The organism is Niabella insulisoli, assembly GCF_039652435.2.
In the GTDB taxonomy this organism is placed as follows: domain Bacteria; phylum Bacteroidota; class Bacteroidia; order Chitinophagales; family Chitinophagaceae; genus Niabella; species Niabella insulamsoli.
On the sequence record NZ_CP190246.1, the window covers coordinates 2,026,092 to 2,040,015 of the forward strand.

Sequence of the window (13,924 nt, forward strand, 5' to 3'; positions counted from 1 at the left end):
CTGAATTTAAATAATGGAAAATTTTCATACCATGACGCACGAATTGCAAAAGCTGATTTCCACGGCTCATCTCTGGTTTGCGCAAGGGAAGCAGGCCGTAATGGCAGCTGTTGTGCATCTGGAGGGCTCTTCCTACCGCCGGCCTGGCGTCAGCATGCTCATCAGCGAAGCAGGTGACATGGTAGGCGCCGTGAGCGGAGGCTGTGTGGAAAAGGAAATAATCCGGCAGGCCGCCAGTGTGTTTAGAACAGGGATGCCTAAATTGATGACCTACGACGGGCGCTTCCGCCTGGGCTGTGAAGGGGTTTTATATGTGTTGATCGAACCGGTCGAAATAACAGATCATTTATTCCAGGTTATGCAAAAATGCTTTCATGACCGAAAACCCTTTCAGTCCACTTCTTTTTTTATTACCGAATTGGGTGAAAGCGCCGCATATGGGACTGTCTTGGAAGTAGGGGGAACTGCCCATCCAATGCGCGGCTCATTTAGGATGAGCCATACAAATCACTTGCAAACTTTCAGGCAGCAATGGCCGCCGCTGTTTCGGTTATATATTTTTGGCGCGGAGCACGACGCAGTGCAGCTATGTCATTTGGCTGCAGATATTGGTTGGCAGGTGCATGTGATTGCTGCGCCCGGCGAAGAAAAAACAATAGCCTATTTTAAAGGAGCGACACGCTTATCGGCAACCGCAATTCAAGACCTGGACCTGTCGGATATTGATGAAAACAGCGCGGTCATTTTAATGTCCCACAGTCTACATAAAGACGCACAATATTTAATGGCGTTGAAAGACAGCCGGCCGGCTTATATCGGCCTGCTGGGCCCGCGCAAAAGGCGGGAGCGTTTGTTGGAAGAATTGATCAACTATTTTCCTGACACGGCCGATGATTTTTTGGACAGCATCCATGGCCCGGCGGGATTGAATATCGGTGCGGAAACGCCTGCTGAAATTGCACTTTCCATTATATCAGAAATTTTAAGCATTACCCGAAAGGCAGCAGTGATGCCGCTTCGCGAATTATCCGGAAAAATACATGGCTAAAGTTCAAGCGCTTCTACTGGCAGCCGGGGCCTCGAAAAGAATGGGCAGGCCTAAGCAGTTGTTGCCATGGGGCGACCAATCGCTTATCACTCATCAAATATCCAGGCTGCAGCAGGCCAACCTGGAAGTGACTGTAGTTTTGGGCGCTCAGGCGACTATGATCGCCAAAGAAGTTGAAAGTTATAAAGTAAAAATTACTTTTAATGCAGGCTGGGAGCAGGGCATGGGCAGTTCCATTGCCTGGGGCGCAGACAATATAGATACTACAAATTTGCAGGGGTTATTGATTACGCTGACAGACCAACCCTGGATTGAGGCTGGTCATTATAAAAAAATGATAGATGCATTCAGGCCCGGCCAGCGTCAGATTATTGTGTCCCAATCTAAAGAAGGCGTTTGCGGCGTTCCGGTATTATTTGACCGTTGCCACCTCCCGGATTTACGAAACCTGAAGGGGCATTCGGGAGCCAAAGGGATCATAGCCGCTCACCCAACAAAGATCATTGTAGTTTCCTGCGAAAACAGCATGGAAGATATTGATACACCGGAATCTTACCGACAGCTGTTAGAAACGTTTAAGAAGCAAGTGGTGAGATGATCAGGGTCTGGTGGCGTTTAACCAGTAAATACCCTAATCTTCGGCAAATTCATTATCAATGGGCTACTGTTTATATTTCCTCCGTGCTTCGTACCTTTCGCAGATGAAAGTGCTCCAGTTCACACTTCCGGTAGCGCTTGATCAGTCAGTGATCAGCAAGGAGGAAATACAACCTCATTTTTATCCCTTTTTGCATCGCCATTCGGAAGTGCAGCTCACGCATGTCATTGAAGGCACGGGAAGCTTTGTGATCGGTACACGGCTCGAAACCTTTGGGCCCGGCGATATTTTTCTAATAGGGGCCAATCAACCGCATCTTTTCAAAAGCGCGCCGGCGTATTTCGAAAGAAAATCGGTGCAAGCCATCCGCGCACTGACGTTGTTTTTCGATCCGGCCCATCGCCTGAAACCCTTGTTTGCGTTGCCTGAAATGAAGTTGATTGCCGATTTTATTCATAACCGCGCAGGCGGTTTTAAAGTTCACGCGGGTAGCCGAGATGTGGTGGCGGCAAAAATGCAGGCGGTTCATCAATCCAAGCAAACTGACCGGCTGTTATTGTTTTTTGATCTTTTGAAATATTTAAGTCAACTGGATGCGCAGCTGGCATCTCTGTCAACAGCAACACTTGGCGGCCTGAGCGAATCTGAAGGTATTCGCGTCGGCCAGGTAATGCATTACGTGATGCAAAACTATACCCGCGCCATTGATCTTTCGGCAGTGGCTGCCATTGCCTGTATGACGCCGCCCGCTTTTTGCCGCTATTTTAAAAAGCAAACCGGACAGACTTTTATCGGATTTCTCAACCAGGTGCGCGTCAATGAAGCCTGCCGGCAACTGACAGCGTCATGCGGTGACAGTATATCCGCGATCGCCTATCGCTGCGGATTCAATAGTATCACTCATTTCAACCGTATTTTTAAAACAACGGTAGGCACAACGCCGGCTGCTTACCAGACCGCTTTTCGACAGGTAGCCAATTCCTGAAAATAAAATGCACAGCTAAACATTGGTTAAAATAGGGTCAAAGCCTGTTAAAATCGGCTAAGCCATCCAGGCTATCCGGTGATATATTTGTGTAACAAAAATCCCGAATTATGAAGTTTGAATGGAAAGGCGTTATGCCGGCCTTAACCACAAAGTTTACATCGGCCGATACATTGGATCTGCCGCTTTTTGAAAAAAATCTGCGCGCGCAACTCGCAGCGGGCGTTGAAGGAATCATACTCGGCGGCACGCTCGGCGAAGCCAGTGTTTTAACCACCGAAGAAAAAGAAACACTGATAAAATTTGCCATCGAAAAAACAGAGGGACGCATCCCTGTCATTCTTAATATTGCCGAAGGCAGCACCCGCGCGGCGCTGGAGCAGGCGGCCTTAGGAAAAAAATGGGGGGTTGACGGATTAATGATGTTGCCGCCGATGCGCTACGTGCCCGACCATCGCGAACTTGTTACCTATTTCAGAACCGTAGCCGATAGTACCGATCTGCCGATCATGATCTATAACAACCCGGTAGATTATAAAACTCTGGTTACGCTTGACGCTTTTGAGGAGCTTACCGGCTGCGCCAATATCACGGCGGTTAAGGAAAGCACGCGCGATGTGTCGAATGTGACGCGAATGCGCAACAGGTTTGGTAATCGGTATCGGATTTTTTGCGGCGTAGATACACTCACCTTCGAAGAGCTGGCCGCTGGCGCCGACGGATTGGTCGCTGGTTTGGTATGCGCTTTTCCGGCGGAAACCGTTGCCCTTTATAAATTGATTAAAGCTGGCCGACTGAAAGAAGCGCTCGAACTCTATCGCTGGTTTCTGCCTTTGCTTGAGCTGGATATTCATGTAAAACTGGTGCAATACATTAAGCTGGCCGAGCAGCAAACCGGTATTGGCAGCGAGCAAGTAAGAGCGCCGCGGCTGCCGCTTATCGGCGAAGAAAGAAAAAGGATCCTCAACATCATCAACACGGGAATTGCTACCCGGCCAGACCTGGGTTCAACAAAGGAGAGGGGATTATCGATATAGACTGATTAACCGGACTGGCATCTTACTTGTGTTGCACTATGGAGCGCACGAACACAGCTTCCTGTATATTCGCAACAATAGATGATATTTGATGTATAATATTTAAAAGGATTGAACCATGTTTAAAGATGCAACGATAACCCAGATTGATGAAGTAATGAAAAGCGCCCAAGCGGCTTTTCGCGTATATAGAAAAATTTCTTTGAAAGAACGGGCCGAATTAATGCGTGCTATCGCCCGGGAAATGGAAGCGCTTGGCGACGAGTTGATCCGGGTTGCCGGAGAGGAAACCCATTTGCCCGAAGCACGTTTAAGAGGCGAACGGGCCCGCACCATTTATCAATTGAATAGCTACGCAGACGCCTGCGAGCGGGGTGATTGGCTGGAGGCCCGTATTGACACCGCGGTTGCCGATAAGGCGCCACCCAAACCTGATATCCGGAAAATGCTGGTACCCCTGGGGCCCGTGGTGGTTTTCGGAGCTTCCAACTTCCCTTTTGCCTATTCAACAGCAGGTGGTGATACGGCTACTGCGCTGGCTGCGGGATGCCCGGTAATTGTAAAAGCCCATCCTGCCCATCCACAAACCAGTGAGTTGGTCGCCGGAGCGATTCATAAAGCTGTGGCCGCCTGCCAGCTGCCGGAAGGTGTTTTTTCTCATGTTCATGGACAATCATTTGAAGTGGGAGAGGCTTTGGTGAACCATCGCTATACCAAAGCCGTAGGCTTTACCGGCTCTTTCACGGGCGGAAAGCAGTTGTTCGACTGGGCCAACCAGCGAAAAGAACCTATTCCTGTTTTTGCTGAGATGAGTAGTATCAATCCTGTGTTTCTAATGCCGGAAAAAATGGCTGTCGCGGCGGCAGAAACTGCTCGTCAGTATGCCGGTTCCATCACGCTTGGTGTCGGCCAGTTTTGTACCAACCCCGGCCTTCTGATCGGTGTAGAGGGTTCAGACCTCGACCAGTTTATTGCGGTGTTGGGTGCCGAAGTTAAAACCATCGCCCCCGCCGCCATGTTGCATGAGGGTATTTGTAAAAACTATGTATCAAAAAGAGACGAAGCTTTAAAACAGTCTGGCGTAGAAGTGGTGGCCATTTCCGGCATTGAGCCTCAGGATAACCAGGGCATTCCTACGGTCGTGGCCGTCAACGGCGACACTTTTATAAATAATTCGGTGTTGCACCAGGAAGTATTTGGCCCTTATTCGCTGGTGATCAAATGTAAAGATATTGCCCAGATGACCGAAGTGGCCAGGCATATCGAAGGGCAGTTGACCGCAACCCTGATGGCCACCGATGAGGATATAAAAAATCACCAGGCGTTGGTAGATGCCGTTCAGGATCTTTGTGGCCGTTTTATTTTAAACGGTGTGCCAACAGGAGTGGAAGTGTGCCTCAGCATGCATCATGGCGGACCTTTTCCATCTACAACAGATGCCAGGTTCACTTCAGTAGGGGCCGATGCTATCAAAAGATTTGCAAGGCCGGTAGCCTATCAAAACTGGAGTGACAGCCTGTTACCCGACGAACTAAAAAATGGAAATCCGCTTCACATTTGGAGAACCGTAAATGATGTATTGAGCCAAGAGCCGGTGGTGTAAAGGCAAGCCTTGATCGGGGCCGGACGGCCATCTTATTCAGTTATGAAACATATTTTTGATTGTATTGATGCCCATACCTGTGGCAATCCGGTAAGGCTTATAAAAAACGGCGGGCCCCCACTTGCCGGCCGCAACATGAGTGAGAAACGACAACATTTTCTCAACGAGCATGATTGGATCCGCAAAGGGCTCATGTTTGAGCCGCGCGGCCACGATATGATGAGCGGTAGTATTTTATACCCGCCCAGCGATCCGGCGAATGATATAGCCGTTTTATTTATAGAAACCAGCGGCTGCCTACCCATGTGCGGCCACGGCACGATTGGCACCATAACAATCGCTATTGAAGAGGGGTTGATCAGGCCCCAGGTGCAGGGCCGCGTGAAACTTGAAACCCCGGCCGGACTCGTCATGATCGAGTATCGGCAGGAGGGTGGTAAAGTAAAATCAGTAAAACTCACCAATGTGGCGTCGTTTCTTTACGCGTCGGAGCTCGCTGTTTCCTGCCCCGGCCTGGGCGAACTGGTAGTGGATGTAGCATATGGCGGAAATTTTTATGCCATCGTAGACTTGCAGAAGCATTTCCAGGGCATCGAACATTACCGCGCTGAACAACTAATTAGCTTGGCGCGCGACCTTCGGGATAATATTAATGCACTGTACGATTTTGAACACCCGGAAGATACTACTATCAACGGCTGCTCTCATATTTTATGGACGGGTGCTGTGTTGGATACAACTTCCACGGCGCGCAATGCTGTTTTCTATGGCGACAAAGCGATTGATCGCAGCCCCTGCGGTACCGGAACCTCTGCGCGTATGGCGCAATGGTATGCGAAAGGCTTACTCCAACCAGGTGCTTCCTTTATCCATGAAAGTATTATCGGAAGCAGGTTTACGGGACGTATAGAATCAGAAACAAGGGTAGGTGCATATCCCGCCATCAGGCCTTCAATCGAGGGTTGGGCGCGCGTATATGGCTACAACCAGATTTGGATCGACGAAGATGATGATCCTTATGCTTGTGGTTTCCAGGTTATTTAAAGCAGCAATTGCGTCAAATCATGAATATCATAATTATTGGAGGCGGTATTATCGGGTTATCCGCCGCCTACTATATCAGAAAAGCAGGCTTTGAGGTGACGGTAATCGACCGGCATGATATTACAGAAGGATGTTCCTTTGGCAATATCGGATACATATCGCCTTCCCATTTTATCCCGCTGGCTACACCGGGTATTATCAGGCAGGGCATGAAATGGATGATGAGCTCCAGCTCTCCCTTTTATATCAAACCGCGGCTCAACGTCGACCTGCTGCGCTGGGGGCTGCATTTTAAGCGGTCAGCCAACGCATCAACGGTTGAAAAAAATGCGCCTCATTTAAATAATTTATTGCAGCTATCGCGAAGCCTGATGAATGATTTGAAAGAAGATCTGGATGATTTTAACCTGATAGAGAAAGGCATTTTTATGCTTTATAAATCGGCAGTAACCGGCCGGCACGAAAAAGAGCTGGCTCAGCAGGCGGAGGTGTTTGGATTAAAAACTGTGATCTGTAACCGGCAGCAGGTACAGGATTATGAGCCCGAAACAGAAGTAGATGTGGCGGGTGGCGTGCTCTATCTCGACGACTGTCATGTCCATCCCGGAAAGCTAATGGCTAATTTATATGCGAAATTGAAATCGATGGGCGTTTCTTTCGTGCTCGGGCGCGGCGTTTCTGCGTTTGAAAAGCGGGGCGGCCGGATTACGGCGGTGCAGGTCGGCGAACAAAAAATTGCTGCGGATGAGATAATCGTTGCCAACGGATCATGGATGCCTCAGATCGCCCGGCTTTTAGGCACCCAAATTTTGCTACAACCAGGCAAAGGATATAGCATGGCCTTTGATAACTTAAAGCATAACCTGAACTATCCTTCTATCTTGGTGGACGACAGGGTGGCGACCGCACCCATCGACCGGTGGCTGCGCATCGGTGGTACGATGGAATTGAGCGGCCATAGTCAGACAGTACTCCCTAAAAGAGTAGGAGCCATTTACCAGGCTTTTAAAAAATATTATCCGCAACTGGATCTACCCCTGCCGGATGTGACCAAAGCATGGTACGGCTATCGCCCTGTGAGCCCCGATGGCATGCCGTATATCGGCCGCCACAGCAGGTACCGCAATTTAAGTTTTGCGGGTGGCCACGCAATGATGGGTGTAAGTTGCGCCGCCGGAACCGGCCTGCTTTTGAGTGAAATGATGCGTCGCCAGCCGACGTCAATTTCGATCGAAGCTTTCAGCCCTGAAAGATTTTAGTATTGTTCGCTATCGCTGGGAAAATCGCCTGACTTCACATCAGCGATATAAGATTGGACCGCCGTAGTAGCCTGCTCAAAGATATTAAGGTATTGCCGTAAGAATTTGGGCTTGAACTCCGTATTGATGCCGAGCATATCATGCATCACCAATACCTGGCCATCGCAATGCTGGCCGGCGCCAATGCCGATCACCGGGATATTTAAACTTTCAGTTACCTCCTTTGCCAGCATGGCGGGAATTTTTTCCAATACCATACCAAAACAACCTGCCTCTTCCAGCAGTTGGGCGTCCGATTTCAGCTTGGCCGCCTCCGCTTCTTCTTTAGCCCGAACGGCATAGGTGCCGAATTTGTAAATGGATTGCGGCGTCAGGCCCAGGTGCCCCATGACCGGTATACCGGCTGAAACAATTTTTGTGATGGAATCGATCGCTTCTGCGCCCCCTTCCAGCTTAATGGCGTGAGCGCCGGTTTCCTTCATAATGCGGATCGCTGATGCCAGCGCAATTTCAGAGTTAGACTGGTAAGTGCCAAAAGGAAGATCGACAACTACCAGGCATCGCTGCACACCGCGGATGACCGACGAAGCATGGTAAATCATTTGGTCGAGCGTGATCGGTAAGGTGGTTTCATGGCCCGCCATAACATTGGAAGCAGAATCGCCGACCAGTATCACGTCGATGCCGCTGCCATCAATGATCCTGGCGAAGGAATAGTCGTAAGCGGTAAGCATGGAAATTTTTTCGCCCGCTTGCTTCATCATCATTAAAGTGTTGGTGGTAACACGTTTTACTTCTTTATTAATGGACACGATTGATAATTATTTCAGAGTGAATAGGGCGGTGAAATTAAACTAATAAAATAAATTATCGAAGGTTTTTAAAAGCTACGGCGCTCCGGGAAAAACTGCCGCTTGGCGATATAAGATTTTATAATGACCGAATGACTTCATCGTATAAAGCGTGAATGAGCCCATCTGCAAGGCCGATCTTAGGGATAAGTATTTCATTGGCTCCGGCCCATTTAAGTACATTCACATAAATAAGCAGGGCAGGAATGATGACATCGGCCCGGTCTTCTCGCATTTTGTAAGCGCTCATGCGTTCTTGCAAACTAAGGCTACTCATCTCTTTGTAATAGTCGCGGAGCAGCGCCAGCGATAAAGCTTTGCCTTCTTTGCGTTTGGATAAAGAAAAAACTTTATTGATATTGCCACCGCTTCCGATAGCCATTACCTTTTTTGCGCCTTTCACCTGGGTTTTGATGGTTTCCTTCATCGATTCCCAAAGCGTTTCTGCAACCTGTTGCTTTAAAAGGCGAATGGTGCCAATATTGAATGACTGCTTAAAAACAATCTGTCCGTTCAAAAAAAACGTCAGCTCGGTACTGCCACCGCCCACATCGATGTAAACATAAAGAATATCTTTTTCCAGGCCTTCGGCAATATGTGTTTCGTAGATCAACGCAGCTTCGATATCGCCAGAAATAACTTCGATTTCAATACCGGTTTCTTTTTTTACTTTTTTGAGAATGCGATCGGCATTGGAGGCGTCGCGCATCGCCGAGGTAGCGCAGGCTTTGAGATGTTTTACCTCATAAGCGTTGAGCAAACTTCGATAAGCTTTCATCGTTTCTATCAGGTGGCTTTCTCTTGTCGCTGATATTTCGCCGGTTTCAAATACGTCAAAACCCAGTCGCAGTGGCACTCTCACGAGGTTTGATTTAATAAATTCGGGCTGCTTTTTTTTATCCAGAAAAACATCTGTAATCAACAATCTTGCGGCATTGCTACCAATATCTATCGCTGCGAGTTTCATGAATGTTCCTGTTTTAAAGGGTATCGGCTTAGTATCTTTTATTCACCAAATAATTATAAATTTCTTCCTGCGACCTTACGGCTTCTTCGTTGCTGGCTACATATTCATTATTCAGTTCGTTGTTCAAAATCCTTGCCTTAGTATTGTCTTTTAGCTGAATATTCAAAATATCAATCAATTCCTGCTTGAGTTGCGGGCTTTTTACAGGGCAGGTGGCTTCTATACGGTGCTCTATATTTCTGATCATCCAGTCAGCCGATGAGATGTAAACCTTTTGATTGCCTCGATTATGAAACACCCAAACCCGCGCATGTTCGAGGTATTCATCAATAATACTGATCGCTTTTATTGGGTATTTGAATTTTTTATTTTCCGACTGCATACAAAAGATGCCTCTCACGATTAACTTAATGACCACGCCAGCTTTAGCTGCTTCGGTAAGCTTTTCTATCAGTTTGGCGTCAGCCATCGAGTTCATTTTCAAGATAATTTCCGCATCATGCCCCTTTTTTGCCGCTGTGATTTCATAGTCGATCAATTTGTTCAATTCAGTTCTTATGAAACCCGGGCTTGGGATGAGGGTTTTGCATTTTTCGAGAAAGTGAAACCCGGTCGAAGGTTTTTGCAAAAAATTAAAAATACGGTTGATGTCTGCCATGATAAACCGGTTAGCGGTCAGCAGGCAATGATCGCCGTATAATTTTGCTGTTTTTTCATTTACGTTGCCCGTGCTGACAAAGCCATAATGGGTGGTTTTCCCTTTAACCCGCTTTTTTATAACACAGATCTTCGCATGTACTTTCATGTCCTGGATGCCGGTGAGGACTTTAGCGCCCACATCGGTGAGGGTTTGTTGCCATTGCAGGTTGGCCTCTTCGTCAAAGCGTGCTTTTAATTCCATCATCACCGTTACATCTTTACCATTGCGGACGGCATTTACGAGGGCGTTGATGATTTTCGACTGCGAAGCCAGGCGATAACAGGCAATTTTGATGGAGATGACATCGGGGTCGAAAGCGGCCTCCCTAATCATGTCAATGACCGGCGTAAAACTATGGTAGGGGAAATTGAGGAGCACATCGCGGCGCTGCAACACATCTCCCACGCGCTCACCCAGCAGCAGGGGATGGATGAAAGGCTGTTTGCGTTTGGCCTTGTCAGTAAATACTTCAGAAGGGAAATCCATAAAATGCCGAAAATTATGAATACTGCCGCCAGGCATCAGGTTGTCTTTTTTCGACAGGCCAAGCCGGTTGAGCAGGTATTCCAGAAAACCGGCGTCCATATTTTCATCGTAAGAAAGGCGGATGGGTTTCCCTTTTTTACGATTTTTTAATCCCTTTTCGAGCTTTTGAATGATGGTCGTCGTATCCGAATTGTCAATATCGAGTTCCGCATCACGGGTAAACTTAAAAATGTGAGCCTCAAATTCATCGTAGCCTAAAAAACTGAAAATATCGGGCAGATTAAATTTAATGGCATCCTCAAGCAGCATAATATCATGGCTGCCTTCTTTGGAAGGCAGGACAATAAAACGGCCGCCCACCGCTGTTACCGGCACTTCGATAATCGCATATTTGCGATCCGATTTGTCGGTCGTTTTCGACATGGCAATCCCCAAAAAAATAGATTTGTCTCTAAGGTTAGGGAATTTCTTAATATTCTCCACCATCAGCGGAACGATATTGGCGCTGATCTCGTTATCGAAAAAATCAAGAATGAATTTTTTTTGCTCGGCATTGAGTTGCTTATCGTTTTTCAGAAATATATTTTTCCGGTTGAGCTCCGCCAATACTTCTGTCCAGACCTTTTCAAATGAAAGTTGTTGTTCGGTGTTGAGGCGCTGCACTTCATCCAGGATTTTCTGTGGATTTTTTTCAGAGTGCATTTTCATTTTGGTCTCAATTTCCAGCATCCGTTTTAAAGAAGCTACCCTTACGCGGAAGAACTCGTCTCGGTTGTTGGAAAAAATGCCCAGGAATTTGACACGCTCCCGCAGCGGCACTGAATGGTCGGAGGCTTCCTGCAATACGCGTTCGTTAAAAGACAGCCAGCTTATATCTCGGGGAATCAGTTTCAACATGTTGTCATTAAAATTTCAATATAGAAAAAATATCTGATAAAAATAGCCATCGTAAAGCACGGGGCGCATTCCGATGCTTTAAATATTTATTATTTTTTGATATAAGGTAGAACAACGCCGCCTCGTCTGATTGGCGACCGACTCCCTTTTTTAGATTGCATTTAATCGTAGCGGCCGTTAGTTTTAAATCCTTTTTTCCCTTACTTTTGCTACTCAAAAATTTAGCAGGTGGCAACAAAATTTTCTAAAGAGACATATCTATACTGGTATGAATTAATGCAGTTGATTCGCCAGTTTGAACTTACGGCAGAAGAGAAGTATAAAATGGAAGGTAAAATACGTGGATTTTTTCACGCGTATGTGGGGCAGGAAGCCATAGCTGCGGGTTGCATGACCGCAACAAAACCCGAAGACATGTTTATTACGGCTTATCGCGATCACGGGTTGGCGATTGCGAAAGGAGTGTCGGTAGACAGTTGTATGGCCGAGCTTTATGGAAAAGCAACCGGTTGTGCGAAGGGTAAGGGCGGCAGCATGCACTTTTTCGGTAAAAAAGAAAACTTTTATGGCGGACACGGTATCGTGGGCGCGCAGATCGGCACAGGCACCGGACTTGCCTTTGCCGAGCATTATAAGGATACCGACAATGTGGTACTTTGCTTCTTCGGCGATGGCGCGGCACGCCAGGGCATTTTGCACGAAAGCTTTAACCTTGCGATGCTGTGGAAATTACCCGTGATTTATATCTGCGAAAACAATAACTACGCCATGGGGACTTCGGTAGCGCGGACCTCAAATGTTACCGATATTTACAAACTGGGCGCCGGTTTTGATATGCCTTCCTACGTGGTAGATGGGATGAATCCCGAAACGGTTCACGATGCGATTGCAGAAGCGGTAAAACGCGCACGCGAAAAAGGCGGGCCTACGCTGCTGGAAATAAAAACCTATCGCTACAAAGGACACTCGATCAGCGATCCTCAGAAATACAGAACCAAAGACGAAGTGGACGAATATAAATCGAAAGATCCAATCGCCATTTTGAAGAAAAATATATTGGATAATAAATACGCGACTGAAGAGGCGCTGGCCGAAATCGACACGCGTTGTGAAGAAGTGGTAGCCAACTCGGTGAAATTTGCCGAAGAGAGCCCTTTCCCCAATGACGATGAAGTATTAAAGGATGTGTATATGGATCAGAACTATCCTTTTATTGTTGACTAATTGTAAATTTCTATTTCAAATAAAATGGCAGATAATATCAATACCAGAGCTGAGAACGAATCACTTGAAACCAACGATCCGGTAGAAAAGGCAAAAGAAGTCTGGAATAAAAACGGAAAAAATATCGCGCTTTTTTTGGGCGTAATTATAGTGGCGGTGGGAGGATTTTTCGCCTACAAGCATTTCGTTAAAGGCCCCAAAGAAGCCGAAGCGCTGGATAAAATTTTTACTGCAGAGAAATATTTCGCAGCCGACTCCATCAACCTTGCGCTGAATGGCGATGGTGCAAACCCTGGTTTCGTTAAGATTGCCGACAGCTACAGCGGCACGCCAAGCGGCAACCTCGCTAAATACTACGCAGGCGTTTGTTTTATCAAATTGAACCAGAACGATAAAGCGGTAAAGTATCTTGAAGATTTTAGCACCGATTCCAAGCAAATCCAACAGCGCGCATATGCTCTTTTGGGCGACGCGTATGGCGATTTGGGTAAAGGGGCGGAAGCTTTGGACTATTATAAGAAAGCAGCGAATCATTTCGATGCCGATCCGCAGGCAAGTTCGGAAGCCCTATTCAGAGGCGCTTACCTGGCGCAGCATGTGCTGAATAACAAAGAAGAGGCAATCGGCCTTTATAAAGAATTAAAACAAAAATACCCCAGAACGCAGCAGGGTTTTGAGGCGGATAAATATCTGGCGCAATTGGGTGTATACAATGTAAATTAATATGGCTTCAACCGGCAACAGTAATTTATTAAATAACGATACAGGCATCTTCAAGCAGGATGCCTTTATTGTTCTGGTCAAAACGGAGTGGAACGCGAACGTAGTCGATGAACTCGAAAGTGGATGTTTGCGCGTTTTGCAACAATATAATACAAGAACTGAAACCGTTGTGGTTCCTGGCTGTGTGGAAATCCCCTTTGCTATCAACCGCCACTGGAGCCGTTCAAAACAACAATTTGATGAACCTCATGCCTATATTGCACTCGGCACGGTGATACAGGGCGACACGCCTCATTTTGACTATGTTTGCAAAATGGTGACTGAAGGTATTTTACAGTTAAACCTGACGCTGCCCATTCCCACTATTTTCGGTGTGCTGACCGTGAACAACGAAGCGCAGGCGCTAGAAAGAATCGGCGGAAAGCATGGCCATAAGGGCGAAGAAGCAGCGATCACCGCCATGAAAATGCTGGAATAACAGGAACCCACTTATTTGATTTTT

General features: G+C 47.1%; 13 protein-coding genes. 10 read left to right on the forward strand and 3 right to left on the reverse strand.

Annotation, left to right across the window (positions count from 1 at the left end; genetic code table 11):
• Positions 1–13: 13 nt before the first annotated feature.
• The 7 genes from ABDK00_RS08600 to ABDK00_RS08630 all read left to right on the forward strand — a co-directional run bounded on the left by ABDK00_RS08600 (position 14) and on the right by ABDK00_RS08630 (position 7,574).
• Positions 14–1,048, forward strand: coding sequence for an XdhC family protein (locus ABDK00_RS08600; protein ID WP_346238455.1), 1,035 nt, complete (start codon positions 14–16; stop codon positions 1,046–1,048).
• Positions 1,041–1,646, forward strand: coding sequence for a nucleotidyltransferase family protein (locus tag ABDK00_RS08605; RefSeq protein ID WP_346238454.1), 606 nt, complete (start codon positions 1,041–1,043; stop codon positions 1,644–1,646). The genes ABDK00_RS08600 and ABDK00_RS08605 overlap by 8 nt, the downstream gene beginning before the upstream one ends.
• A 58-nt stretch (positions 1,647–1,704) precedes the next feature.
• Positions 1,705–2,631, forward strand: coding sequence for an AraC family transcriptional regulator (locus ABDK00_RS08610; RefSeq protein ID WP_346238453.1), 927 nt, complete (start codon positions 1,705–1,707; stop codon positions 2,629–2,631).
• Between the two features lie 110 nt (positions 2,632–2,741).
• On the forward strand, positions 2,742–3,668 hold the full coding sequence (locus ABDK00_RS08615) for a dihydrodipicolinate synthase family protein (protein WP_346238452.1): 927 nt from the start codon (positions 2,742–2,744) through the stop codon (positions 3,666–3,668).
• Between the two features lie 118 nt (positions 3,669–3,786).
• Positions 3,787–5,271 (forward strand): aldehyde dehydrogenase (NADP(+)), encoded by a 1,485-nt coding sequence (locus ABDK00_RS08620; RefSeq protein WP_346238451.1) that lies wholly within the window; start codon positions 3,787–3,789, stop codon positions 5,269–5,271.
• 42 nt (positions 5,272–5,313) lie between these two features.
• Positions 5,314–6,315, forward strand: a complete 1,002-nt coding sequence (locus ABDK00_RS08625; protein ID WP_346238450.1) for a 4-hydroxyproline epimerase — start codon at positions 5,314–5,316, stop codon at positions 6,313–6,315.
• A 20-nt stretch (positions 6,316–6,335) separates the two neighbouring features.
• Entirely contained in the window at positions 6,336–7,574 is a 1,239-nt protein-coding gene (locus ABDK00_RS08630; RefSeq protein WP_346238449.1) for an NAD(P)/FAD-dependent oxidoreductase, read from the forward strand.
• On the opposite strand, the gene panB is transcribed toward ABDK00_RS08630, so the two are convergent.
• The 3 genes from panB to ppk1 form a co-directional block, all read right to left on the reverse strand.
• Positions 7,571–8,386: a 3-methyl-2-oxobutanoate hydroxymethyltransferase gene (gene panB / locus ABDK00_RS08635; RefSeq protein WP_346238448.1), complete on the reverse strand. Its 816-nt coding sequence runs from the start codon at positions 8,384–8,386 to the stop codon at positions 7,571–7,573. The two genes, ABDK00_RS08630 and panB, sit on opposite strands and share 4 nt — an antisense overlap.
• Before the next feature lie 118 nt (positions 8,387–8,504).
• The gene (locus ABDK00_RS08640) at positions 8,505–9,392 is read right to left on the reverse strand and encodes an exopolyphosphatase (RefSeq protein WP_346238447.1); all 888 of its coding nucleotides are present in this window, start codon (positions 9,390–9,392) and stop codon (positions 8,505–8,507) included.
• 28 nt (positions 9,393–9,420) lie between these two features.
• On the reverse strand, positions 9,421–11,475 hold the full coding sequence (ppk1, locus tag ABDK00_RS08645) for a polyphosphate kinase 1 (protein ID WP_346238446.1): 2,055 nt from the start codon (positions 11,473–11,475) through the stop codon (positions 9,421–9,423).
• Positions 11,476–11,703: 228 nt separating this feature from the next.
• Here ppk1 and pdhA point away from each other — a divergent pair, with 228 nt between their 5' ends.
• The 3 genes from pdhA to ribH are packed head-to-tail and all read left to right on the forward strand — an operon-like array spanning position 11,704 to position 13,900.
• Positions 11,704–12,699: a pyruvate dehydrogenase (acetyl-transferring) E1 component subunit alpha gene (pdhA, locus tag ABDK00_RS08650; protein WP_346238445.1), complete on the forward strand. Its 996-nt coding sequence runs from the start codon at positions 11,704–11,706 to the stop codon at positions 12,697–12,699.
• 24 nt (positions 12,700–12,723) lie between these two features.
• A complete protein-coding gene (locus ABDK00_RS08655) occupies positions 12,724–13,422 on the forward strand; it encodes a tetratricopeptide repeat protein (RefSeq protein WP_346238444.1) in 699 nt (232 codons plus the stop codon).
• A gap of 1 nt (position 13,423) precedes the next feature.
• On the forward strand, positions 13,424–13,900 hold the full coding sequence (gene ribH / locus ABDK00_RS08660; protein WP_346238443.1) for a 6,7-dimethyl-8-ribityllumazine synthase: 477 nt from the start codon (positions 13,424–13,426) through the stop codon (positions 13,898–13,900).
• The last annotated feature ends 24 nt before the right edge of the window (positions 13,901–13,924 follow it).

Coding starts and splice junctions, on each gene's coding strand:
- ABDK00_RS08600 (WP_346238455.1), top strand. CDS start 14: ATGGAAAATTTTCATACCATGACGCACGAATTGCAAAAGCTGATTTCC.
- ABDK00_RS08655 (WP_346238444.1), top strand. CDS start 12,724: ATGGCAGATAATATCAATACCAGAGCTGAGAACGAATCACTTGAAACC.
- ABDK00_RS08625 (WP_346238450.1), top strand. CDS start 5,314: ATGAAACATATTTTTGATTGTATTGATGCCCATACCTGTGGCAATCCG.
- ABDK00_RS08610 (WP_346238453.1), top strand. CDS start 1,705: ATGGGCTACTGTTTATATTTCCTCCGTGCTTCGTACCTTTCGCAGATG.
- ABDK00_RS08640 (WP_346238447.1), bottom strand. CDS start 9,392: ATGAAACTCGCAGCGATAGATATTGGTAGCAATGCCGCAAGATTGTTG.
- ABDK00_RS08620 (WP_346238451.1), top strand. CDS start 3,787: ATGTTTAAAGATGCAACGATAACCCAGATTGATGAAGTAATGAAAAGC.
- ribH (WP_346238443.1), top strand. CDS start 13,424: ATGGCTTCAACCGGCAACAGTAATTTATTAAATAACGATACAGGCATC.
- ABDK00_RS08630 (WP_346238449.1), top strand. CDS start 6,336: ATGAATATCATAATTATTGGAGGCGGTATTATCGGGTTATCCGCCGCC.
- ABDK00_RS08615 (WP_346238452.1), top strand. CDS start 2,742: ATGAAGTTTGAATGGAAAGGCGTTATGCCGGCCTTAACCACAAAGTTT.
- ABDK00_RS08605 (WP_346238454.1), top strand. CDS start 1,041: ATGGCTAAAGTTCAAGCGCTTCTACTGGCAGCCGGGGCCTCGAAAAGA.
- ppk1 (WP_346238446.1), bottom strand. CDS start 11,475: ATGTTGAAACTGATTCCCCGAGATATAAGCTGGCTGTCTTTTAACGAA.